Consider the following 24,558-nt stretch of genomic DNA (forward strand, 5'->3'; position numbering starts at 1 on the left):
AACAGCTAAAATACTGGCAGAAAGTAACGGTATTGGTTCTACTTCAGGATAAACAACAAGCATCATGAACTGCAAATCACAACAGCAGCGAGCAATTAAAGCATTTGAAGATTTTTTGTCTACCCCCCTAGAAACGCTACTACAACGGCATCTCAACACTCAAACTTCGGCAGCTTTGAGTTTATTTCACGATGTGGCGGCTAATGTACCTGCCTACAAGGCTTTTTTAGCAGAAAGGGAAATTAATCCCGCGACTATTCAAACCTTGGAGGAGTTTCAAAAATTACCAGCGATCGCTAAACAAAATTATATACTGCGTTATCCCTTAGCTGACTTGTGCCGCAACGGGCAACTCCAAGCGTGCGACATGATAGCTGCTTCATCGGGTTCTAGTGGAAAACCGACATTTTGGCCCCGTTTTTTCACAGATGAACTCCAAATCGCCACACGCTTTGAACAGATTTTTCACGATAGTTTCTATGCAGATACTCGACGTACTTTAGCAGTGATTTGTTTCACTTTAGGCACCTGGGTAGGTGGAATGTTCACCACTAATTGCTGTCGTTATCTTGCTAGTAAAGGTTATCCCATCACTGTGATTACTCCTGGTAACAACAAAGAAGAAATTTTGCGAGTTGTCGAGGAACTAGGTTCAGCACGGCAGTCGCTACAACGGGGGGAACCCCCGCAACGCGCTGCCTTATTTGAGCAAGTGGTGCTATTGGGATACCCGCCATTTCTGAAAGATGTGATTGATACTGGTATCGCTCGTGGTGTGGAGTGGCAGCAATATCAGATTAAGTTAGTTATGGCGGGAGAAGTATTTAGTGAAGAATGGCGGAGTTTGGTTGCTGAAAGAGTTGGTTCACAAAATCCTTACTCTGATTTTGCATCCCTCTACGGCACTGCGGATGCGGGAGTTTTGGGAAATGAAACACCGTTAAGTATCTGCATTCGCCGTTTTTTGGCAGAAAAGCCGGATGCAGCTAGAGCTTTATTTGGGGAATCGCGTTTACCCACACTAGTACAGTATGATCCTTACAGTCGCTTTTTTGAAGTTGCAGATGGCGGATTGCTATTTTCGGGAGACAACGGTATTCCCTTAGTACGTTATGACATCTTGGATACTGGCGGAATAATTAGTTATGATGCCATGCTGCAATTTTTAGCTGAATGGGGATTTGACCCGCTCGAAAAGCTCCGTTTTAATACTCAACACTCACCTAGAGGTATTCATCAGCTACCTTTCGTTTATGTCTTCGGTCGTTCTAATTTTACAGTTTCCTACTTTGGCGCAAATATCTATCCAGAAAATGTGACGGTGGGATTAGAGCAACCAATAATTCAAGAATGGGTGACAGGTAAATTCGTATTGCAGGTACAGGAAGATGCTGACAAAAATCGATTTTTATCTGTAGTTGTGGAATTAGCACCAGGGGTAGAGGGTAGTGAAGCTCAAAGGCAAGCGATCGCATCTTCCATTCTTTCACAACTACTACGCCTAAATAGCGAGTTTGCTAACTATGTTCCCGCAGAATATCAAACACCACAGGTTACATTAGCGCCAATGGGTGATTCCGAATATTTCCCCATTGGGGTGAAACATCGTTATACGCGTCAATAGGGAATGGGACAATAATGAGGATAAGACGCGATGAATCGCGTCTCTACAAGGGGGAATGGGGTGGTTGTTCGCGATCGCGTTCCCAATTAATTGGGTTATTGATAATATATTGTCTAATTTTATCGAGGGCGAATTCATTACGAATTATGTTGTCATGGAACCTGTCTTGCCATCCAAAACCTTCATATATTTGATTAATTTCAAATGTACATCGTCCTTTGTACCACCTAACAATTTTAGAAAGGGAATTTTTAGACAACATCGGATTAAATAACCCAGTAACCCCACCCCGTTCCCCATCCCCCCTTGTAGAGACGCGATTCATCGCGTCTTCTTCCTGTATTTGATTCGCGTCTCCTTCTTGTGTTTGACTAATAATCAAAATCCCATGAATATGATTAGGCATGACGCAAAACGAATCTATCCGGCAATTAGAAAAATTATGAGGAATCTCGTACCACAATTTATGAGCAATTTCTCCAATTGGCGATCGCTGCATTTCACCCTGTATAACCTTACCAAAAAAGCATTTTTTACCCTCAGTGCAAATAGTAACGAAATATCCAGCATTACTGGCATAACTCCATGCTGGCAAACGGGTTGAATCAATTCGATATTTACCTTTGTATTTAGGTTTGTTGTTTTTTGGTTGAGGATCGTAATGATTCATGATTACATCTTTGGTTGATACAAAAATTTATGTAATTATTGCTTTGCATTGATGTAATTGCCAACCCAAAAAACTCGGAATTATTCGCGCTATGTAAATGTCGGGAAGGAAGAAGACGCGATGAATCGCTTCTCTACAAGGGGGGCGATCGCAAAAATGATCGCATTCCTATTCTGTTCGTAATATCTGTTTTACCAGGGGCGATGTCTGCGACGGGCTACGCCTACGCATTCCCTGGATTGCGGAAATATCGGACGCGATAGATTTACGAGACGCTTACGAGATGCGATGAATCGCGTCTTTACAAGAAATTGCTGCTTCTATATTTCGCTTATGTTTTGGCTGGAGGAAGTATTTTTCTTTCCTACTCTCCATTTTTCAGTTTCTCTTGTTGATGCCAAGCTTGATAAAAAGCGGGGTAGGGCATACTTTGGGCGGACTTCCAGATCAATTCGTAGCAATTATCAAATCGCTCAAAGTCATTTTTGTGAGTTTCAGGTGATAAGTAATCCTTCAACACGTTGACAACACTCGGCATCTGTTCCTCTAACAGAATTTTCTCTAAGCTAAATGCCGCTTGCCATCGGGTATCATCATCCAGTTGTGGTTTGCCGATTAACTCCACCAAAGCATCAATCGCTTTTTGGTTGCCAGAGCCAATTTGCCCTAAGCTAGATGCCGCTTGCCTTCGGGTACGATCATCCAGTTGTAGTTTGCCGATTAACTCCACCAAGGCAGCGATCGCTTTTTGGTTGCTAGAGCCAATTTGCCCTAAGCTATATGCCACTTGCCATTGGGAACGATCATCCAGTTGTGGTTGGCCGATTAATTCCACCAAGGCAGCGATCGCTTTTATACGATTTGTCTGAGTCAGTGCTGTTCTTGCTCCCTCTGCGATTGGTCTTAGAAATCTCACCCAATTGTTTTGTTCAACTTTAAACTCACCAAAGTCCCATTTAACGATTTCCGCCACAATAGCATCTGCGTTGACAGAATTTTTCCACTCATCAACTCCCGCAGCCGCGAGAAAATAAGCGCGAAACTCGTAAAATCCCCTTCTGACTGTATCAATAGCTCTGTATTCTCCGCACCCATCATCAAATTCCACCAACGCCTGAATAAACTCTTCCTTCTTCTCCTTCCCCACATCCTCACGTCCCAACCACAGCAAAATCACCTCTTTCCACTGCGGGGCAAAAATGCGATAAACGCCTAGCGCAGGGTTGTCGGGAACATGATTCAGAAACTCATGCCAATCATTAATCGCTAACGCTGCAAAATATTCCTCAAATGTGGGATGGTAGAAAGCGTAAACTTTTTCTTTCGTTGCTGATTCTGCAGCCAGTCCAACTTCATTCAGCCATCCCAACTGTAACGCTAACCAAAATAAAGAATTTTGTTGTTTTGCATCACCTAATTCCTCACGCACAAACTTATGTCGTAGCCGAAACCATGACGTTTCTTGATCGATTGCCCGTTTTGCCAAACGTCCCAACGCAGCGTTTAATTCCTCTTGCTGCTGTTCGGTAGTGGGGAAGCGGTTTTCTTTCCACTTGTAAACCTCTTCCACAAACTGCTGATAAAGTCCAGCTTTAGTTTTCGGTAAACCTTTATCTGAACCTTGCCAAGTGCTACACAACAGCGCTAACCGCAAAGGATTTTTAACTAAATCTTGGATGCGCTGACGTTCAGCTTTATCTAATTCCTGCCATAATTTTTCCCCTTTGTTACTCCCCCTCTCCTTAATAAGGAGAGGGGGCTGGGGGGTGAGGTTCCGAGGTTGAAACCAACGCCGAATAAACTCTTGCACTTGTTGCGGATATTCAAAATTGAGTAACCGATACGTCTCAAAATTTTCTAAAGCGTTGGCGTTTGCTTCCCAAACATTCACCCGACAAGTCAGCACAACCCGCGCATTTTTCACCCATCCCGTCAACTGCTGGGAAATCTCAGTTAATGGTTGGGGTGAAGACATTTCATCTGCTGCATCCAACAACAACCACACACGATTATTCTTAAATAAATCTACGAAAGCCTTTTCCTGTTCTTCAGTTACACGCACCACTTCTAAAGCATTCTTCAGCCAATCTTGCAGCAGATAATTTTCTACACTCTTTCCTTGCAAGTCTGCCAAAGAAATCCAAATTGGTAAACCGAGATTGCTGTTTAATATCCAAAAAGCTATAGTTTGCAACTGAGTAGTTTTTCCCGCACCCGGTTCCCCAATTAAAGCAATGCGGTGTCCTTGAGTTTTACCAACACCATCACCGATAATTTGCTCTAAAAAAGCCTGATGTTCAAATCGCTGCTTCTCTTCATAACTCGGTTTGTAAAGTTGCGAACCTTGTTCTGCGAAAATATCCTCGCTGCACTTCTTCGGTTTGTTACGCTCCACCAATGCTAAAGGGACATGAATTGCCTTTAGCTCAAATTTCATCTCATCATCAGCAAACAGCAACTCATTTGTGGTGAGACGCTTGTGCTTTTCCAGCATAGCGCCACAGATTTCTTGCCAGTCACCACCTTGAGATTTTTCCTTTGCAGTCTTGGGAACTTTAGCAGAGTTGTTTTTTTGAGCTTCTCGGCATTTATCCCATTCCCCACCTTGCTTAAACAACCAATTGAGGTTTTCTTCTTTATCGATGCTGGGAAACTTGAGCACGAAAAGCCAAACTTTTGAGTTTGTTCTAGTTTTGGCGTTGGTTTGTCCGCGTTTATCCTGAAGAATTTTTAAGCTTATCAGACAGTTGAGCGCATTTCTAATTGCTTCAGCCTCTAAGCTGTCTAAGCTGTCGTTATACCTCTTCGTCAGTTCTACCAGTCCTTCTAATGTAGAATGCGTTACCCATAACTCAGTACCTGCTTGCCAATCGGCTTTACAGTCCTTTGATTCTTCCAAATGTTCCACAAAGGACAGTAAAGCAAACAGCAATATTTTTGCTTGTTTTCTACCAGCATCGAAGCTAAGATTCCACCCCATGTAAGTACCGTCATCGAAAAGAAAAAAATTTTCCAAAAATTTCTGTGCTTTCCCAAGCCAGACATTTTTCCCAAGCAACTTATGTAGATTCTAAACGGCTTTTAATCAACGCTTGGGAAATTTACTTGTAAATTAATCCCAACCTTAACCTTGATTTTATTCAGGTGAGGGAAATAAATGAAAACTCAGCGCAAACAAAGCCAAAGCACTCGTCAAAAGCTTTATCGCCAAATCATTACGGTGTTGTTATTAATACAAACTATAATAATTTGCGTAAATGCCGAAAATCGCCTTCAGCAAGGAGACTCACCAATCGAGGTTTTAATCTGGATGATTAACCAGTGTATTCCAATCCTAAAACAAGCCAGCAGTTTCCAAGAAAAGCAGAAAAAGAGCCTGTTACCCAAACATCGCAGTTTTGAGGATAAATAATATCACAAGCCCCTCCTTCTTTGCTTGCAGAGCTATGGTGTACACACAAGTCGAATTACCCCCCTTAATCCCCCCTTTCCAAGGGGGGAAACAATAAATCCAGTTCCCTCCCCTTTATAAGGGCTACCGTGTATACACAAGTCGAATTACCCCCCTTAATCCCCCCTTATAAAGGGGGGAAATAAGAAATCTTGTTCCCTCCCCTTTATAAGGGGAGGGTTAGGGTGGGGTAAAACCTTGGTTAATCAGCTATTTCAGACTTGTGTGTACACCGTAGCCTTATCAAGGTGTGGGCTTTTTCGGGTTTAATTAAGTAATCAAGCGGACAAGTCCATTCGTTCAAAACACAAGTCCATTCGTTCAGAACACAAGTTCATTTGTTCAAAACACAAGTCCATTCATTCAGAACACAAGTCCATTCATTCAGAACACAAGTTCATTCATTCAGAACACAAGTTCATTCATTCAGAACACAAGTTCATTCGTTCAGAACACAAGTCTTTTTTCAACGATTTATGGTCTACTATCGTGCAATTACTGAGCCAGTAATCCAATCTTATTACAAAAAATACCTTTTTTTGTCAGCTTTACTGAACCACTATATTGTCCAATTGAGACACTCTAGAAAGATAAAGTTTAGTAAAAAGTTTGCATTGATGCCACGCAAAAAAAGAAGCTCTCCCGTGCTAGAAAAAACCGAACAGAGAGTAATCGGATTTAAATCGATTAATTCCAGCCTTGACTTTGGTGATTCGATCAGTTTAAACCATTTAACCGAGTTAACCGGGCAACTCCGCAACCAGATTGACGAGTATAATATGATGCTAACTGCCGTTGACTCAGCAAAAGCAAAAATAGAAACTCTTGAAAAGACCATTCGGGAAACTTCAGAGCGCTTAGTCAGTGGTGTAGCATTGAAGTATGGCAAAGACAGCCGGGAATACGAAATGACAGGTGGAGTACGCAAGAGCGATCGCATTCGTAAAGCCACTATCACCCGGTTAAAATCCACCGCAGACTTAAAAGCAGCTTCTACACAGACGGCGTAACAAGCAATAAGTAGGCATCATTCACAGTGAATGATGCCTCCCCAGCAAACAGAATGCGACGCCGAATAGCCTGCCATAGGCATTGCTGCTCGTCTTCTTATCGCTTAATAAAGGGTTATTGGTCTATATAATTGGTTTTTTAAGACGCGATAAATCGCGTCTCTACATCATGGTTTTGGGCTTATTTAAACTGTATTGGGTTTTATTCCTCAATCAACTCAAAATTCACCCGTTCGTAAATTTCACGCAAAGCAATTTGAAAATCGATAGAATCTAAAACTAAAACTGCCTCTTCACTTGCAACATAGTCTCTATTTCCTTTTTTGTGATTTTCCTATGCCACTTAATGACTAACTCATCCTGATTCAATAGCTTATCTAGTAAATACTTCAACTCATTTACTGATTGAAATAGACAATGAGCAATGTATTCCTTACATGAATACTAGACTAATTCAATGATGTTGTAATCAGGACTATATGCAGGTACAAATTCTAATACAAAATTAGGAATGCTTCTGTCAATACCTGCTGCTGAGAAACCACTACTGGCAATTACTGTTCTAGTTTTTCATTTTACCAATATTACGCTTTAGAAAACAGATTGGTATTACTCTATAAGTTCGCCCATATTAAAGTCTATTCTTATCCAACCTTTAAGTCTTCGTAAATTGTCGAGAATCAGTAAGGGAATCTGCCAATGATGTACTATCAGGAAGGGTAAGGGATCACCCACCTCAAAAATTGCTTCTTTCCCTCGCCTGATGTTTCTTACCCAGGTTTGCAGTTGCTTAAACGATCTAATCTCATTCAGCCGCCAAACTTCGTGGTACAGCCAATAGGTTGGCTTACTATCAGGAAGAGGCTGCAAAGATTCAGCCAGAGTCTCTTTACCAAGATAGGCATCCGCTACTCCCGGATGATTGTAAAACATAGTAATGGCGGAGTGAGTCCGGGGGTTACACTCAATCGCGTAAACAGTTCCGTCTTCTGCCTGGATGAAGTCAAAGGAAAGTTGCCCGGTTTTTCCCAGTTCTTTGGTAAAATGACTCGCCCATTGCATAATTTCTAGCTGATCAACGTTTTCGTAGTTGACTTGAAAAGCGGATGACTCACAGCAGCAGTACATTCTTGACTCTCCATCTCGCGCGGTAGTGTGAGTGCAGTATTCCTTTCCAGGGATAAATTCCTGCATAATCCAAGGATTCTCCTCACTAATGGGCAGACTATTGACAAATGCTGCTGTTTGTAATTCTGTATCGCAAGGTAGTTTGGTGAGATTCAAGCGACGTATTTGATCGTAGGGGATACTTTTAAGAATGTATTTGCACTTCTCCTGAGAAAAGTCAAAGTTGATGACTTGTTCGGGATCGGTAATTTTGAAGGATTTGGGGACAGATAAACCGAACGATCGCGCTGTTTCGGCAAAGGCAAACTTGTCATCCAGGATCTTCGTGACCTCAGCATCAAAGTGGAAAAACTCTACACAGTCTGGTAATGGTGGCTTGCCGTGATCATAGTGGATGACAGAAAAAATGGCTACCGGGATAAAAAAGTCGATCTTTTCTGTTTTAGCGATCGCGTGTAGGGTTTCAATGTAGCCTTCTAAGTCTTTGCTGGGATCGGGAACGGTATAAAAGCCTGCAACAGAGTTGGAATATTTATTACCACTTGACCAGAATTTCTCAATGTCAATTATAATAACCCGATGCCCTGCTGCATGAAATGAACGCGCTAGCTGAAGGGTTTTAGTCATTCTAGCGCCGGCAATCAAGATATTTTTGGAATTGGGGTTGACAACAGTTGACTTACTGAATGGTTGCTTAAGAAAGTTCCACAGTAGCGATGTTAAGACGACGATGCAGTTTAAGGGAAATGCGATCGCCAATAATACAAAAGTGCCCAAGTTTTGGAACACTACAAAAATATGCTTTCTCATAATTATAATTGTTACATAATAGTGGAATCATTCGCTGGTGGATCGGAAAAGGTTAAGGAGACAATCAGATATAAGCCTGCCCTTGCTTCCATGCTTTCCTCCACTCGCATATATGATCGTCAACCCGTCTCGAATTGACACCGAACACTTACACGGGACTAGGAATCATTTTTGACGATGCGATTGCAACAAGTGATCGCCTCTCCATTTTTGGTTCGCTCCTCTGAGCGCAAGTAAATTTGCCCTTGAAGCAATGTGTTGTCCACACAGATAAATTCAATAAAAGCCAACAAATTGTCGTTGGCCGTGACTAGATGAATTGGCATAGCGATGCTGTCATGCTTCCAAAATGCAACATTTACCTCATTATTAAAAATACAGCATTTCCGATGCCTGCGGCGGGCTATGCCTACGCACTCCAAGCAATGTGGGATAAACACTCCTTAGTTTGCTTTCTCAAATGGTATTTAGCCTGGGGAGCAAAGCCAAAGATGGCAAGCAAACTCATTCTCAAAACTGCACGAGTTTTCGGATGTTGAAATCAATCCTCACTTAACTTTGTCAGGAGCGCAAATTATCGAGTAATAGTAAAGGAATGTGCCAGCAATGTACATTAGGGACTGACAAAAAATAAATTATCCAAAATTATTTGTACATTTGTAGGGGATCTTGGCCTTATGCCCCTACGTTCGCGGGCGTCCCGCAGGGATGGGATGTTTTTTTAACTGGAAGTCCCTTAAGATCGGTAGTGAGTTGTTAACTTCAAAAATTGCATCCTTTCCTCGCCAAATACTTTTAAACTAATGATTGCAACTGCTTTAACGATCTAATCTCATGAAGTCTTGAAAGTTTGTAATCAAGCCAATAAGTGGGCTGACTATCACTTAGGGGTTGCAGAGGTAGAGGTTTTATATTTTATATCTTCTCCAAACTGGATGAGTTTCCCGATGCAAAAATCAATTCTCACCCAAGTTCTTAAGGAGCGTAAACTATCGAGTAATAGTAAAGGAATGTGCCAGTGATGTACCATTAAGAACGGTAGTGGGTCGTTAACTTCAAATATTGCATCTTTTCCTCGCCAAATATTTTTAAGCCACTTTTGCAACTGCTTTAACGATCTAATTTCATTAAGTCTCCAAAGTTCGTGATAAACCCAATAAGTAGGCTTACTATTACTCAGGGGTTGCAGAGGTTCAGCCAGAGGCTCTTGATTGAGATAGGCATCCGCTAAATCAGGATGGTTGTAATACATTGTAATTGCAGAGTGAGTGCGAGCGTTGCACTCGATCGCATAAATCGTTCCATCTTCCGCCTGAATGAAGTCAAAAGAAATTTGTCCAGTCAGTTGTAATTCTTTGACAAAATGACTCACCCACTCCTGAATTTCTGGGTGATAAACGTTTTCGTAATTGACTTGAAAAGCAGATGATTCGCAGCAGCAGTGTACCGTTAATTCCCCATTTCTCACTGTACTGTGAGTACAGTATTCTGTTCCAGGAATAAACTCTTGCAATATCCAAGGGTTATCTTTACTAATTGGCTTACTTTTAAGATGAAGCGCCATTTTTTCGTAAGACTCCATTGGTAGCTTAGTTAGATCCAAGCGTAAAACAGAGTCATAGACAATACTTTTGAGAATATATTTGTGCTTTTCGTTGGCAAAGTCGAATTTAAGAACTTGTTCGGAATCTGTAATTAGGAAGGTTTTCGGGACAGATAGCGAGAGTGAGTGGGCAATTTCTGCAAAGGTAAACTTATTATCCAGCATCTTCATTGTTTCAGCATCGAAGTGGAAATTCTCGCAACAGCCTGATAACACTGGCTTGCGCTCAGAGTCAAAGTAGCTGGCTGCAAAAATGCCTACCGGGACAAAAAAGTCTATGTTTTCTTTTTTGGCGATCGCCCGCACGGCTTGAGTATAGCCTTCTAAATCTTCTTGCGAGTCAGGAACTGTGTAAAAGCCAGCCACAGAGTTAGAAAATCGATAACCACTGAACCAATATTGGTGGAGATCAAATAAAATGACTCGATGCCCAGCAGCGTGAAATGATCGCGCTAGCTGAAGGGTTTTGGTCATTCTACCACCACCGATCAAGATATTTTTAGGATTCTGGTTCAAAACCACTTGCTTGCTGAACAGTCGGCTGAAAAAATTCCACAGCAACGATGCGAGTACGAGGGTGCAGTTAAAGGGAAATGCGATCGCCAGTAATCCAAGAGTGCCCAAGTTTTGGAATATTGCAAAAATCTGCTCTCTCATAGTTGTAATTGTGACAAGTTAATGATTAAGTGGCATAGCTAGATAAAAATAAAGGAAATAAGCAATATGTTGCATTAAATGCTTATTAGCTTCTTCCAAGTTAGAAGAAAGCTAAAAAGGTGATTTTCCACAAATCAGTTCATGCTCAACGCTTGATTGATCATCGTCATAAATAACTCATCTAAAGGAATTCCCAATCTGTTCGCCGTACAGGAAATCACCGCTTTGTGGTCAAAAATACAAAACAACCCGGCTTCTAAAAACCAAGGTTGTCCCTGTGGGTCGATCCGGAAGTCAAATAAACTATAATGGCGACAGCCCAAAGCCAAATGACACTTTTTAACTTCTTGCTGAACCTTTTGGGTGATCGGGTCATCAATATCTACAATCCAACCTGGGACATAATTTTTAGCAGTTGAAGCCAAGTCGCCCTCGATGGGTATTTTGAATTTGTCAGTATAGCTGCGGATGGGTCTATTTTGGGGGTCTATCTGATACTCTTCAAGGGGTAAACCGATTAGCTCCCCATCTTTGACAATAGCACCGCATCTGACTTCTCGACCGGCTTCAATGAATGTTTCTACAATCACCTCATCTGCAAATTCAAATGCTTTCTTCAAGGCAGCCTCATATTCACTAGCCTCTTTGACTAAGGACACCCCTAAAGAGTTGTCAGCATTTGCGGGTTTGATGACTGCTGGAGGTGTAATTGTCGGAACGTCTCCTTGGCGGAGCAGTTCTCCAAAAGGCACTTTCACCCCTGCTGCTGCGACAATTGCTTTGGTTCTGGCTTTGTGAGCCGTTAATGCCATGACATCCGCAGTATTGCCTATGTAAGGGATCTTAAGCAGGTCGAATAGTGCCCGGTACTCAGTCATTCCAGGGAGACAAAACATTTGTGGCAACATAACGTCAATGTTTTGCGCTGTTATAAACTGTATGGCATCTAACAGAGAAACTGGTTTGGCGACAGCAATATCATCTGGACTGAGAGAGGAAGGAAATCGCCATTGACCATCAGGTGTGATGTATGCAATCAGAAACTCATAGAGCGATGAATTTCCCGTAGCGTTTATACAGCTTTGGGCGTAATTACGTGACAATTCACAGTAAAAATCATTGTATGCAGACCCAGCTAAATGAAGGATACGAAGTATTGGCATGATTCATTTTTTAGTTACTGTTATATTTTATATAACAACTGCGATTGTAAAAAATAACTTGATGTGAGAAGATTTTGAGACCGGAATCGGAAACTCTAAAAACAAGAGTAATAAGTAAATTGTATCGCTATTTTACTATATAAATATACTTTGAAACTGAATAATCCTCAGTTTTTACTGGAGTTTAGACTAGTCAGAAGTGCGAAACTACTAAACAAATTAGATATAAAACTTTGTTAATAATCAATATTTAGCACATGCAACTATTGATTATTAACAAAGTTCAGGGAGTATGGAATTTAGTCAAAGAATTTGCGTAGGCGTTCCTTGCGCGTCTAGTAGAGAAGCCCGTCGTAGACATCGCCTTTCCATTGGTGGAGAATTTTAGACTGGTTTCAACGATAAAAAAAATCTCTTGCATTGTTGGTAGTTCCGTCAAACGGCTCAAAAAAGCCGAAACCCAATTATGGCAAGGGCAAGCAAAGGCAGCCCAGGCTTTGTTTACCGATTTTTGGGTAAGCAGGCGAAGAATTTCTGTACTTGTCTTGAGCGACACCGCCTGAGAATTGCCAACTACTGTTACAGTACAATCTGACTAAAAGATAGCAAAATAAATATTTTTGTTGTAAAAAGACGATTGCAGACAATGTAACAATAGCGATCGCAAATACTTTTAGCCATACCCACCAGTGAACGCCCCTACCAATATCTCTGCACAAACTCAGAATCGCAAAGCCGATCACATTCGGATCTGTTTAGAGGAGGATGTTCAGTGTGATCAAATTACCAATGGACTGGAACGCTATCGCTTCACCCATTCTTGCTTACCCGAACTAAACCACAACGATATTAATATCAGTACAACTTTCCTGGGGAAACACCTAGCCGCACCCTTGTTAATTTCTTCCATGACTGGAGGAACAGAACAAGCCGGAATCATTAATCAACGTTTGGCCGAAGTCGCGCAACACTACAAAATTGCAATGGGTGTTGGTTCCCAACGGGTAGCGGTGGAAAAACCCCAGGTAGCTGATACTTTTGCTGTCCGCAAGTATGCCCCCGATGTTCTGCTATTTGCGAATCTGGGCGCTGTGCAACTTAACTACAAGTACGGCTTAGATGAATGTTTGCGGGTAGTTGATATCTTAGAGGCTGATGCCCTGATTTTACACATTAATCCTCTACAAGAGTGCATTCAACCCAAAGGGGACACTAATTTTCGGGGTTTAATTGACAAAATATCAAAATTATGCTTTGAACTGCCAGTACCAGTGATTGCGAAGGAAGTTGGTAACGGCATTTCAGGAGCGATCGCCGAGAAATTGATCGCCGCTGGGGTAGCAGCAATTGATGTAGCTGGTGCGGGGGGGACTTCTTGGGCAAAAGTAGAAAGTGAACGGGCAGAAAATCCCTTGCAACGTCGCTTAGGGAGAACGTTTGCCGATTGGGGTTTACCGACGGCAGAGTGCATTACAACTATTAGAGCGATCGCAAAAGATGTGCCCTTAATTGCTTCGGGAGGTTTGCGTCATGGACTGGATGTCGCAGCAGCGATCGCCTTGGGAGCAGATATAGCTGGTTTAGCAATGCCTTTCCTGCAAGCAGCAGCAACATCAGAGGCAGCAGTTGCTGAACTGGCTGAAGTATTAATCGCTGAAATCACCACAGTCTTATTTTGTACTGGCAATACCACCTTGTATCAGTTAAAGCACTCTGGCAGTTTACAGCGCATAGAATAAATAAATAGGTGATTAGTCCTTTGCTTATAACCAATGCCCAATGCCCAATGCTCAATGACACCACTTGCTTCTCCTGTTCAAAGACGCTTTTCTTCTTAGGCTTTGCCAACGCGAACAACCGAAGGAACCCCGGCAACGCACTGACTCCCCAATGTCCAATAACTAATAACTAATGCGTAATTTTATCAAACAAACTTTTGCTAGTTTAGTTGGCACCTTACTAGGACTAATTATTTTCGGTGGTCTAGGAACCACTGGACTGTTCTTGCTAATAATGGCTGCTACCTCCTCTAAAGATAGTGGGCCAAATGTGAAAGATAAGTCAGTGCTAGTTTTTGACTTGTCAATGAAAATTACTGATAGCGAACCTAGTTCCGGCGAACTGTTTCAAAACACAATATCAGGTGTAGATGAAGATACAATGGCACTCCGCAAAGTTGTGGAAACTTTGGAAAAGGCACGGCGTGATCCGCGAATTGTTGGGATCTATCTAGATGCAACTAGCACAAGCCAAGCTACTAAAGTCGGCTATGCCTCCCTAAAAGAAATCCGGAAAGCGCTGGAAGAGTTTCGCGCTGCTGGGAAAAAGATTGTGGCCTATGGGAGTGATTGGAGTAAAAAGGAATATTATCTTAGTTCAGTAGCAGATTCCATTGTACTTAATCCTCTGGGAATGATGGAAATCAACGGTTTGAGTTCACAATCGATGTTTTTAACGGGAGCATTGCAGAAATATGGCATTGGTGTGCAAGTTGTGCGGGTAGGGAAATTCAAAGGAGCTGTTGAACCGTTTATCCTCACAAAGTTGAGTCCAGAAAACCGCGAACAAACTCAAAAATTGTTGGATGATGTTTGGGGAGAGTGGCGCACTGCTGTGGGCGCAAGTCGGAAAATTCAACCGGAACAGTTGCAGGCGATCGCAGATAATCAAGCGCTATTGGAATCTACACAAGCCAAAACCAGCGGTTTTGTTGATCAAATAGCATACCCCGATCAAGTGGTGTCTGACCTCAAAAAGTTGACAGATAGCGATAAAGATGACAAAACATTCCGACAAATTAGCCTGAATAGCTACGCACAAGTTTCCGGCAAATCTTTGGGTGTAGAACGTAACTCAAAAAATCAAATTGCCGTTGTTTATGCTGAGGGCGAGATTGTCGATGGTAAAGGAGAAGATGGGCAAGTAGGAGGCGATCGCTTTGCGAAAATCTTCAACAAGCTGCGACATGATAAGGGTGTGAAAGCTGTTGTATTACGGATTAATAGTCCTGGTGGTAGCGCTACCGCAGCCGAAGTCATGCAACGAGAAGTGAAATTAACTCGTGAGGCGAAACCAGTTGTAGTCTCAATGGGTGATGTCGCTGCCTCTGGTGGTTATTGGATTGCTAGCGACTCTAACCGCATTTTTGCCGAACCAAATACGATTACAGGCTCAATTGGGGTGTTTGGGATGCTATTCAATGGGCAAAAGCTGGCGAATGACAATGGCATTACCTGGGATTCGGTGAAAACTGCACGCTATGCTGATAGTGAAACAGTTTCACGTCCGAAATCGCCTCAAGAGTTGGCACTTTATCAACGCAGTGTTAACCGGATTTATAATATGTTTCTGAATAAAGTTTCTCAAGGTCGTAAACTCCCAGAACAAAAAGTAGCAGAAATTGCCCAAGGACGGGTTTGGTCGGGTGTGGCGGCCAAGGAAATTGGTTTAGTGGATGAAATTGGTGGTTTGAATACTGCGATTGCATATGCTGCCAAGCAGGCGAAACTAGGAGAAGACTGGGAAGTTCAAGAGTATCCTCGCACTAGCACCTTCGGAGAACGGTTTTTTGGGCGGGCAACAGAAGAGGCGCGGACTGCTTTGGGGATTGAGTCAGCGCAACCCAAATCAGCCAATCCCCTCACCGCTGAATTCCAGAAACTGCAACAGGAAGTAGGGATTCTGCAAAAGATGAACGATCCACAGGGGGTTTACGCCCGCTTGCCTTTCAATTTGAAAATTGAGTAGATACTTTTTCTAAGTATAAGTGGGCAGCAACTCACCGACTATGGCGAGGCGCATGGGTGTTGCCCTCGCCAACGTCGTAATCAGACGTGAGTTCGTCGATGGGCTGGTTAACATTACACGACAAGAGTCAGGGTTGACAGCGATCTTGAGAGATTTAACGGGATAAAGTCAGCTACGATCATTTGTTCTGTTGGGATTATCTAAACTAACCACTCTAAGTTCTATATTCTCAGATTCGGCAAAGCATCTTTGCCAAAGCTTGGCGATCGCTAAACTAAAATTACCACTAATATAATGTCCGCCAAATTACCGATAATAAAAGAACCCCACCCCCAACCCCTCCCCGCAAGCGGGGAGGGGAGACAAAGCGTAGCTTTGGCGGGGTGGGGTTCTTCGAGTTTAATCAGTAATCAAACGGACATGATATAACCGCACCTTTAAGGACGGACACCACTACAATTACAAAGATTAAAACCTACTTAACATTTAGTTACACTAAGAGATATCAAGAGGAGCGAAAGTTAACTTTTCGTTTCGCAAATCAAAGGTGAACGACATGAATGGCACAATTCGCGTTGGTAATCTCTTCGGAATTCCCTTCTATATCCATCCATCGTGGTTTTTAGTTCTAGGTTTAGTAACTTGGAGCTATAGCAGTGGACTGGCGGCGCAATTTCCCTTATTATCCGGGGGATTAGCTGTGTTACTAGGATTGATGACAGCGCTGTTGTTATTTGCCTCTGTCGTCGCCCACGAATTAGGACACAGTTTCGTCGCCATTCGCCAGGGAATTGATGTTAAATCAATTACACTCTTCATATTTGGCGGTTTGGCTAGCTTAGAAAAAGAGTCGAAAACTCCAAGTGAAGCTTTTTGGGTTGCGATCGCTGGGCCTTTAGTCAGTCTACTATTATTTGGTAGCCTTACAGCTATTGGTTTTGCTACCGCTGCATCCGGGCCATTAGCAGCAATTCTGGGTGTTTTGGCTTCTGTTAACTTGGCATTAGCACTATTTAATCTGATTCCTGGCTTGCCTTTGGATGGCGGTAATATCCTCAAAGCTGCTGTTTGGAAAATTACAGGTAATCCTTATAAAGGTGTAGTTTTTGCCAGTCGAGTTGGACAAATCTTTGGTTGGGTAGCGGTTCTTTCTGGTATAGTTCCACTATTATTATTTGGCAGCTTGGGTAACTTCTGGAACTTATTAATTGGTTTCTTCTTGTTACAGAATGCTGGTAATGCGGCGCAATTTGCCAGAGTGCAGGAAAAACTTACAGGTTTAACAGCTGAAGATGCTGTAACGGTTGATAGCCCAGTGGTCTCTGCTAATCTTACCCTGAGAGAGTTTGCCGATCAGCGGGTCATGAGTGGAGAAAACTGGCGTCGGTTTTTAGTGACTGATGATGGGGGACAATTAATAGGTGAGATGTCTGCGACGGGCTACGCCTACGCTGTTGATAACCTGCGTATCCCGACAGCTATGTGGTCAGAAACTCAAGTTAGGGAAGTAATGCAACCAATTTCACAATCTACCACAGTCCAATCGGATCAACCACTATTAGAAGTAGTGCAGCTACTCGAACAACAAAAGCTATCTGCGCTTCCCGTAGTTCGTAAAAACGGCGTGCTAGTGGGAATTTTAGAAAAAGCAGCGGTTATTCAACTACTCCAGAGCAGAACTCAACCTAACCCTGCATAGTTGTTTGATGAAAAAATACTCTTCTCAACCCTCCTCAGAAATCCTGAGGGGGTTTTTTCATAACATGAGGCATTATACCTGATTCATAAACAAAAGCCTAAGATACCATTCGTAGCATCAGACAAATAAATGATATGATGTCCGGGCAATTAAGCATAATACCCGGAACCCCACCCCGCTAAAACTGCGCTTTAGCTCCCCTCCCCGCCGGCTCTTAGGGGTTGGGGGTGGGGTTCTTTTCTTATGGGTAATTTGGCGGACATGATATTGTCCATTGGAGTAACCATAATATCCGCACTACCCCACCCCGCCAAAGCACGGTATTAGGTGATATCTAGCAAATAAACCGCATAGATTTTCTCAGAAATTTTACTGAACCATCAAGACAATAAATATTACTAACATATACATAAATATTATCAGGATGCTGAATATGTCAGATTTACCGCTTCAGTGCAAAAATTTGAAAGAGCAGGTTGAATCTATATTACAACTATTACAGCAAGAACCAACGCTACGTTCCCAAGATATTACACCTGTACAAACTTCCCTAAGTAAGGCGATTTCTCCAAAGTTTGAGATTGTGTTTGCGGGTGCGTTTAGTGCTGGTAAATCAATGCTAATCAATGCACTGTTGGAGAGGGAATTATTGTACAGTGCAGAGGGACACGCGACAGGTACAGAGTGCAAAATCGAGTATGCAGAAGTAGATAAAGAACGTGTTGTTTTGACCTTTTTAAGTGAAGCAGAGATTCGGGAACAAGCAGTTTATTTGTGTCAGCAGCTAGGATTTAAGAGAGTACCTAATATTAACCAAGCTGATATAATTAACTTGCTACGTCAAGATTGCGAAGCTATTATTCAGCAAGAGGGTGGTGAGAGTAAATCAGAACGTGCAAAACAGGCGAAGGCGTTAATCTTATTACTAGAAGGATATATAGCCAACCGCGATCGCATCAACACGGTTAATAATGCTACATATTCAATGGAGCAATTTCACTTTGACAACCTCAAGCAAGCTGCTGGATATGCCCGTCGTGGTAGTAATAGTGCAGTATTGAAGCGAATAGAATATTACTGTAATCATCCTCTGCTACAAGATGGTAATGTAATTATTGACACGCCGGGTATAGATGCACCTGTAGAGAAAGATGCACAACTAACTTATGCCAAAATTCAACATCCTGATACTTCGGCGGTGGTATGCGTGCTAAAACCTGCTTCAGCGGGTGACATGACAAAAGAAGAAACAGAACTTTTGGAATTAATGCGGGAGAATGGGGGAGTACGTGATCGCGTTTTCTATATCTTCAACCGGATCGATGAGGCTTGGTACAATACCCAACTACGGCAACGATTAGATGATTTAATTAATGGGCAGTTTTGCAATTCAAGCAAAGTTTATAAAACGAGTGGATTATTAGGATTTTACGGCAGTCAGATTAAACAAACAAGCCAACGAGATAGATTTGGTTTAGATTCTGTTTTTGCAGAAAGTATTAAAGGTTTAGATGGGAAAGAAGAAACACCACAATTTGTCTATGCGTTTAACAACTACTGTGTAAATTCAGGAAAGCTATCTTCAACTAAATTCCGTGTCTCTGTTAACGGCTTTGAAACCCCAAATCAAAATTATGTGCGGATTCTGGAAGATTGGGGAAATGAACTTATAGAACAGCTAATTCAGGATAGTGGGACTGAGGAATTTTGCACAGCTATTACTCGCTATCTTACAGAAGAAAAACGTCCACAATTATTTAAAAATCTTGCTGATGATTTGAAAGATGTTTGTATTAAACTGAAAAGACATTATCAGAGTGTACAACGTAATTTAGATAGTCAGCCCCAAGAAATTGAGACTATGAAGAAGCAAGAGTTGCAACGATTGAATCAGCAATTACAGCAAATTGGGAGAGAATTTGTTGAGCATATTACAGAAGAAGTTAACCAAATAATTAATAATTTTTGTGATGCTTTTGAAGCAGATTTTAAGCAATTGCAATCACGAATGATTCGCCGTTTAGATGAATTGCTAGATACTTTTTCTGTAGCTTCTGCTTATCGACGTGCAACCATCAGCCATCCTCGGAACGCTACTGCACCTTTAATTGCTATTTTAGTAGAGGCATTTTATTACTTAGCAAATCAATTAGAAGATATTTTGGTTGAATCTTCTCAGCAATTAGCCGCCAATTTTTTCCAGCGGTTGATCGAAAAGATTCGCAAGTCAGAATATTATCGCCAGTTGTATCGTTTATTAGATAATGATGGTGGAATTGAACTAGAGATTAGAATTTTAGAAAAACTAGTTACTCAAGCACTGCTGAGTGCAGCTAGCGTAGAGTGCGATCGCTTTGTGCGAGAAAGTCCGAGATTTTACGATGAAGGCACTTTTTCTATATATCAATTTCGCCAGACTTTATTACAAACTTCTCAAGGTTACGACGCTGAAAGTATCGTAGAAGCAGAACCAGCAATTAGGCAGTTATTGAAATTAGATTTTGAACCAAAAGTTTCTCAAACTATTCGTAAATCTTTCCGTCAAACCATTAATCAAACTCTCAAAACTCAGTTGTTACCAATGGCAGATCAGCAAGCGGATGCAATTTTGCAGCAATACCCACAGGCGCGTGCTTATTTAGAAAAAACATTGCAACAAGAAGCTGAGGAAAAAATTGCAAATAATCGCCGATTATTGAATGTTGTTGAAGAAAATATTGCAGGATATAATTCAGCAGCTTCTAGTATCAATAGTTGTTTACAGGCAATGCAATTATCTGACCATCTTTTGCCTGTAATTGGTAATACAGAGTTTATATATACTACCTCTGATTCATCTGATAATGATGGCAATTTTACTAATAATGGGTTTGTGAACTCAAATGGATTAGTTGATCAGGTAGCACAGGTTTAGTATTAATATCAGGTAAACACAGATAGTTGTGGATTTTTGTAGCTTGTAGTTAGTGACTTTAGCACTCACTAACTACTTACTATTTACAGCTTTGAGTAAAGTAGAAAAATTTCCAAACTTGAGGTGGATATGGAAGATGGATTCAAACCAATAGAGTGTAACAATGGTGATGTTTTTGACTTTGGAGACAATACATATAAAATTGCTAAATTTCAACAAGCAATGGATACCTCATCTAACTCCATGTTGGAAAATGCATTGAATCAAGAATTAAGTAGGCAAGGAATAAAGATAAAACAGTCTCCGAATGAGAATTGGTTTCAGAAAGGTATATATTGCGAAATTTTAACACTAGGTTCTCAAAGCTGGAAAAAGGGGAAAGTGAAAATTAAAATAAGTGTTGAATTTTATGTTGAAGAGCAAGATGTACAAATAATTAACAGCAATAATTCAGAAATCACTGAACCAGAATCCCCTCTTGATGATCTTCGCCGCATAATTCACGAGGAAACTTAGTCAAAAAATTTACATATCGCAATTATATTTGATTTGTAAAAATTCGTGGTGTCCAGATCCCCGACTTCGTAAAAGTTGTCGGGGATCTAACTTTTTATGAATTATTTAGGCGTTGCTATAACCTATTAAAATTCATCACTATCCCAATCCCCAACTCAATGGTTATGCTTATCAAACGTCGGCAATTTCTTACAACCTGTGGACTGGCTACCTTAGCCACCCGAATATCACCACTTACCGCCCAAGATAAGCTATCTCCAAACACCATCTGCAAGCCGCCCCGCCTGCAAGTGGGCAATACCGTGGGATTAATCGCCCCTGCGGGTATTGTTGATGCTAAAGACATCGAAGCAGCGCAGCAATCAATTTCACAATTAGGGTTAAAAGTCAAGCTTGGGGCGCATATTTTAGATCGTTACGGCTATTTAGCGGGTAAAGATGCCGATCGCGCTGATGATCTAAACTTGATGTTTAGCGATCGCTCCATAAAAGCAATTATTGCCATGCGTGGTGGCTGGGGTTGTAATCGCATTTTACCCCTACTCAACTACTCGCTGATCCGCTCCCATCCAAAAATTCTTATGGGGTACAGCGATATTACGACGCTGTTGTTGGCAATTAATGCCCGTAGTCAAATGATTACTTTTCATGGGCCAGTTGCTACGTCTACTTGGAATCAATTTACAGTCGATTACTTCAAGCGCGTCTTATTTAATGGTGAAGCTGTAACTATGCAAAATCTCAACCCTAGCGAAGTGCGAGTGGAGATAATCGCTCCGGGAAAGGCGAGAGGTAAACTTGTGGGTGGAAACTTGTCCGTGCTATCAGCGATGGTAGGTTCACCTTACCTACCTTCTTGGAACAAAAGCATTCTGTTTGTGGAAGAAATTGGCGAGGATGTTTACCGTGTAGATAGGATGCTGACACAGTTAAAAACTGCTGGAATACTTAATCAAATTGCTGGCTTTATCTTTGGGCAATGTACTAATTGTAGTCTTGGGGATGAACCGTCATTTACCTTAATGCAAGTATTGCAAGATCACATACTTCCTTTAGGTATTCCTGCTTGGTACGGTTCAATGATTGGTCATATTAAGGATAAATTTACCTTGCCAATCGGTGTAGAAGTAGAAATAAATGCTGAACTTGGAACAATACAAATGTTAGAGGCGGCTGTTAGTCTTGTTTGAGCCACGGAAATCAGCCGCGCCACAGTAATTTTGATTAATATTTTGATAGACAGTATGAATTTCTCCTCGCTATGTTACGACTAACAGAAGTAAAGCTCCCGCTTGATCATCCTGAAGATGAGATCAAGTCTGCCATCCTCAAAAAGCTGCAAATCACGGACGATGAGTTGATCAGCTATTCCATCTTCAAGCGTAGCTACGATGCCCGTAAGAAAGGAGAGATCACCCTTGTTTATATTCTGGATGTAGAAACGACTCAGGAAACTCATCTACTCAAGCGCCTGAAAAGAGATCCCCATGTGATTGCCACGCCAGACATGAGTTATCGCCCAGTGGCACGAGCTACCAGCAATTTGGCGATTCGCCCCATCGTGATTGGTACAGGGCCTTGCGGCTTGTTTGCGGGTTTGATGCTCGCACAAATGGGCTTTTGTCCAATCATTTTAGAACGTGGTAAAAAAGTTCGCGATCGCACCGTTGATACCTTTAACTTTTGGAAGAAGAAATCAGACTTCAACCCAGAATCCAATGTTCAGTTTGGCGAAGGTGGTGCGGGTACATTCTCCGATGGCAAACTTTATAGTCAAGTCAAAGATCCTCAGCATTATGGACGCAAAGTACTGACCGAACTTGTGAATGCGGGAGCTTCGCCAGAGATTCTCTATATCAACAAACCGCACATCGGCACCTTCAAACTGGTGGGAATCGTCCAAAGTATGCGTGCCAAAATCGAATCCCTCGGCGGTGAAATTCGCTTTCAAAGTCGCGTCGAAGATATCAACATCGAAAATGGACAGGTGCGGGGAGTCACCCTCGCCAGTGGGGAATATATCGCCAGCGATCATGTGGTTCTGGCGGTGGGTCACAGCGCCCGCGATACCTTCCAAATGCTATTTGATCGCGGGGTTTACATTGAGGCTAAACCATTTTCCATCGGCTTTCGGGTGGAACATCCCCAGTCTCTAATTGACCAATGTCGTTTCGGCGCTCAGGCTGGTCATAAGCTTTTAGGTGCTGCCGATTACAAACTGGTTCACCACTGCCAAAATGGTCGTTCCGTTTATAGTTTCTGTATGTGTCCAGGGGGCTTGGTGGTTGCAGCCGCATCAGAGCCGGGGCGACTTGTCACCAATGGTATGAGCCAATACTCTCGCAATGAGCGCAATGCCAATAGTGCGATCGTTGTGGGCATCACACCCGAAGATTATCCAGGAAATGCCTTGGCGGGAATTGACTTCCAACGGCGCTTGGAAGAACGGGCTTTTGAGTTGGGCGGTGGGACTTATGAAGCTCCAGGGCAGTTGGTGGGTGATTTTCTCAACCATCGCCCCTCTACAGCATTGGGCACAGTTAAGCCGTCTTATACACCTGGGGTACATTTGGGTGATTTGAGCCAGAGTTTACCAGATTATGCGATCACCGCCATCCGTGAAGCACTTCCGGCTTTTGACAAACAAATTAAAGGATTTGCAATGGATGATGCCGTGTTGACTGGGGTGGAAACCCGCACGTCATCACCAATTCGGATTAAGCGCAAAGAGGATTATCAGAGTTTGAATACAGTCGGTCTTTATCCGGGTGGGGAAGGAGCGGGATACGCAGGGGGAATCCTCTCGGCTGGTATCGATGGTATTAAGGTTGCAGAGGCGGTGGCTTTAAGTATTTTGAAAAATTGCGATGCCTACGGCGGTAAACTACGCAGTCTCAGCATCTGATTTTGAGTTGAGAGCGATCGCCTGTTATATCATGTCCGACTTAATACTTATGTCATTGCGAGCGAAGCGTGGCAATCCCAAACCTTTGCGATTGCAACTCTTCTCTACGAGAGGCTGCGCCAAGGAGACGCTGCGCGAACATTCCACTTCGTTGCATAAAGCCCTTCGGGCATGGCTTCGCTTAGCGCAATCACATATCATAAGTGATTTACCGAACTTGATATTACACGGTTATCTGGTATTGCCAATGTCAATTCTAATCAGGACTTACGCACGGGTCATGGAAGAACGAACCACTCCAGACACAGAGAAGCCAGTGCGTTGGGCGGGTTAAGAGACTTGTTCGCGCAGCGTCTCCCTTAGGAGAAGCAACTGGTGCGACACGGAGGAATAAGAGTTTGAGAGGTTTTTTGCGTAAGTCCTACTAATATCAAGCCCCACCTTGATGCTTTCGAGGTAGGGCTTTTGTTTTTATGTCTGGAGTCGATATACAATCATGTATCAAGCGCGATGGCGTATCGCAGTGGGAAATTTATCCGATTGTTAAAGCTGGTTCTTTACAGAAGTTACAGCAATTTGATATCAAAACTGCCACAAAAGTCATAAACTTAAAAGATGTAAAAAAGAAGATTATTAAGAAATGGCAGCATATTCAATCGAC

At 42.3% G+C, this 24,558-nt stretch carries 20 protein-coding genes and 1 pseudogene; 15 read left to right on the forward strand and 6 right to left on the reverse strand.

Annotation, left to right across the window (positions count from 1 at the left end):
* The first annotated feature begins 64 nt into the window (after nucleotides 1-64).
* Nucleotides 65-1,624: a phenylacetate--CoA ligase family protein gene (locus V7K48_RS08635; RefSeq protein WP_335071452.1), complete on the forward strand. Its 1,560-nt coding sequence runs from the start codon at nucleotides 65-67 to the stop codon at nucleotides 1,622-1,624.
* A 43-nt stretch (nucleotides 1,625-1,667) separates the two neighbouring features.
* On the opposite strand, the gene V7K48_RS08640 is transcribed toward V7K48_RS08635, so the two are convergent.
* Nucleotides 1,668-2,294 (reverse strand): transposase, encoded by a 627-nt coding sequence (locus V7K48_RS08640; RefSeq protein ID WP_335071454.1) that lies wholly within the window; start codon nucleotides 2,292-2,294, stop codon nucleotides 1,668-1,670.
* Nucleotides 2,295-2,332: 38 nt separating this feature from the next.
* Between V7K48_RS08640 and V7K48_RS08645 the strand changes: the two genes are divergently transcribed.
* Nucleotides 2,333-2,557, forward strand: a complete 225-nt coding sequence (locus tag V7K48_RS08645; protein WP_335071456.1) for a hypothetical protein — start codon at nucleotides 2,333-2,335, stop codon at nucleotides 2,555-2,557.
* 101 nt (nucleotides 2,558-2,658) lie between these two features.
* Here the strand turns inward: V7K48_RS08645 and V7K48_RS08650 are convergent, their stop codons facing one another.
* Nucleotides 2,659-5,310: a HEAT repeat domain-containing protein gene (locus tag V7K48_RS08650; RefSeq protein ID WP_335071458.1), complete on the reverse strand. Its 2,652-nt coding sequence runs from the start codon at nucleotides 5,308-5,310 to the stop codon at nucleotides 2,659-2,661.
* 141 nt (nucleotides 5,311-5,451) lie between these two features.
* Here V7K48_RS08650 and V7K48_RS08655 point away from each other — a divergent pair, with 141 nt between their 5' ends.
* Nucleotides 5,452-5,706 (forward strand): hypothetical protein, encoded by a 255-nt coding sequence (locus V7K48_RS08655; protein ID WP_335071461.1) that lies wholly within the window; start codon nucleotides 5,452-5,454, stop codon nucleotides 5,704-5,706.
* A gap of 656 nt (nucleotides 5,707-6,362) precedes the next feature.
* Nucleotides 6,363-6,755 carry a hypothetical protein gene (locus tag V7K48_RS08660; protein WP_335071463.1) on the forward strand — a complete coding sequence of 131 codons (393 nt, stop codon included), beginning with the start codon at nucleotides 6,363-6,365 and terminating at the stop codon, nucleotides 6,753-6,755.
* A 295-nt stretch (nucleotides 6,756-7,050) separates the two neighbouring features.
* Here V7K48_RS08660 and V7K48_RS08665 read toward each other — a convergent pair.
* Nucleotides 7,051-7,280: pseudogene (locus tag V7K48_RS08665) on the reverse strand (IS630 family transposase); the annotation flags it as partial.
* A gap of 84 nt (nucleotides 7,281-7,364) precedes the next feature.
* Nucleotides 7,365-8,693 carry an ATP-grasp enzyme gene (locus V7K48_RS08670; RefSeq protein ID WP_335071465.1) on the reverse strand — a complete coding sequence of 443 codons (1,329 nt, stop codon included), beginning with the start codon at nucleotides 8,691-8,693 and terminating at the stop codon, nucleotides 7,365-7,367.
* A 314-nt stretch (nucleotides 8,694-9,007) separates the two neighbouring features.
* Here V7K48_RS08670 and V7K48_RS08675 point away from each other — a divergent pair, with 314 nt between their 5' ends.
* Entirely contained in the window at nucleotides 9,008-9,232 is a 225-nt protein-coding gene (locus V7K48_RS08675) for a hypothetical protein (RefSeq protein ID WP_335071467.1), read from the forward strand.
* A gap of 341 nt (nucleotides 9,233-9,573) precedes the next feature.
* Here the strand turns inward: V7K48_RS08675 and V7K48_RS08680 are convergent, their stop codons facing one another.
* Both V7K48_RS08680 and V7K48_RS08685 read right to left on the reverse strand, forming a co-directional pair.
* Nucleotides 9,574-10,953 carry an ATP-grasp enzyme gene (locus V7K48_RS08680; protein ID WP_335071469.1) on the reverse strand — a complete coding sequence of 460 codons (1,380 nt, stop codon included), beginning with the start codon at nucleotides 10,951-10,953 and terminating at the stop codon, nucleotides 9,574-9,576.
* Between the two features lie 134 nt (nucleotides 10,954-11,087).
* Nucleotides 11,088-12,116 carry a D-alanine--D-alanine ligase family protein gene (locus V7K48_RS08685; RefSeq protein WP_335071471.1) on the reverse strand — a complete coding sequence of 343 codons (1,029 nt, stop codon included), beginning with the start codon at nucleotides 12,114-12,116 and terminating at the stop codon, nucleotides 11,088-11,090.
* 689 nt (nucleotides 12,117-12,805) lie between these two features.
* Between V7K48_RS08685 and fni the strand changes: the two genes are divergently transcribed.
* The 10 genes from fni to V7K48_RS08740 form a co-directional block, all read left to right on the forward strand.
* On the forward strand, nucleotides 12,806-13,855 hold the full coding sequence (gene fni / locus V7K48_RS08695) for a type 2 isopentenyl-diphosphate Delta-isomerase (protein ID WP_335071473.1): 1,050 nt from the start codon (nucleotides 12,806-12,808) through the stop codon (nucleotides 13,853-13,855).
* A gap of 172 nt (nucleotides 13,856-14,027) precedes the next feature.
* Entirely contained in the window at nucleotides 14,028-15,863 is a 1,836-nt protein-coding gene (gene sppA / locus V7K48_RS08700; RefSeq protein ID WP_335071475.1) for a signal peptide peptidase SppA, read from the forward strand.
* A 40-nt stretch (nucleotides 15,864-15,903) separates the two neighbouring features.
* A complete protein-coding gene (locus tag V7K48_RS08705; RefSeq protein ID WP_335071477.1) occupies nucleotides 15,904-16,029 on the forward strand; it encodes a hypothetical protein in 126 nt (41 codons plus the stop codon).
* 390 nt (nucleotides 16,030-16,419) lie between these two features.
* A complete protein-coding gene (locus V7K48_RS08710; protein WP_335071480.1) occupies nucleotides 16,420-17,562 on the forward strand; it encodes a site-2 protease family protein in 1,143 nt (380 codons plus the stop codon).
* A 433-nt stretch (nucleotides 17,563-17,995) separates the two neighbouring features.
* Entirely contained in the window at nucleotides 17,996-20,476 is a 2,481-nt protein-coding gene (locus tag V7K48_RS08715) for a dynamin-like GTPase family protein (RefSeq protein WP_335071482.1), read from the forward strand.
* Nucleotides 20,477-20,605: 129 nt separating this feature from the next.
* Nucleotides 20,606-20,992 carry a KGK domain-containing protein gene (locus V7K48_RS08720; RefSeq protein WP_335071484.1) on the forward strand — a complete coding sequence of 129 codons (387 nt, stop codon included), beginning with the start codon at nucleotides 20,606-20,608 and terminating at the stop codon, nucleotides 20,990-20,992.
* 164 nt (nucleotides 20,993-21,156) lie between these two features.
* Nucleotides 21,157-22,182 (forward strand): S66 peptidase family protein, encoded by a 1,026-nt coding sequence (locus V7K48_RS08725; protein WP_335071485.1) that lies wholly within the window; start codon nucleotides 21,157-21,159, stop codon nucleotides 22,180-22,182.
* A gap of 71 nt (nucleotides 22,183-22,253) precedes the next feature.
* Nucleotides 22,254-23,897, forward strand: coding sequence for an NAD(P)/FAD-dependent oxidoreductase (locus tag V7K48_RS08730; RefSeq protein WP_335071487.1), 1,644 nt, complete (start codon nucleotides 22,254-22,256; stop codon nucleotides 23,895-23,897).
* Nucleotides 23,860-24,231 carry a hypothetical protein gene (locus V7K48_RS08735; RefSeq protein ID WP_335071489.1) on the forward strand — a complete coding sequence of 124 codons (372 nt, stop codon included), beginning with the start codon at nucleotides 23,860-23,862 and terminating at the stop codon, nucleotides 24,229-24,231. The genes V7K48_RS08730 and V7K48_RS08735 overlap by 38 nt, the downstream gene beginning before the upstream one ends.
* Nucleotides 24,232-24,370: 139 nt before the next feature.
* Nucleotides 24,371-24,558: hypothetical protein (locus tag V7K48_RS08740; protein ID WP_335071491.1), on the forward strand; the 188-nt coding region annotated here is incomplete at its 3' end.

Source organism: Nostoc sp. (assembly GCF_036919615.1).
Classification (GTDB): Bacteria; Cyanobacteriota; Cyanobacteriia; order Cyanobacteriales; family Nostocaceae; genus Nostoc.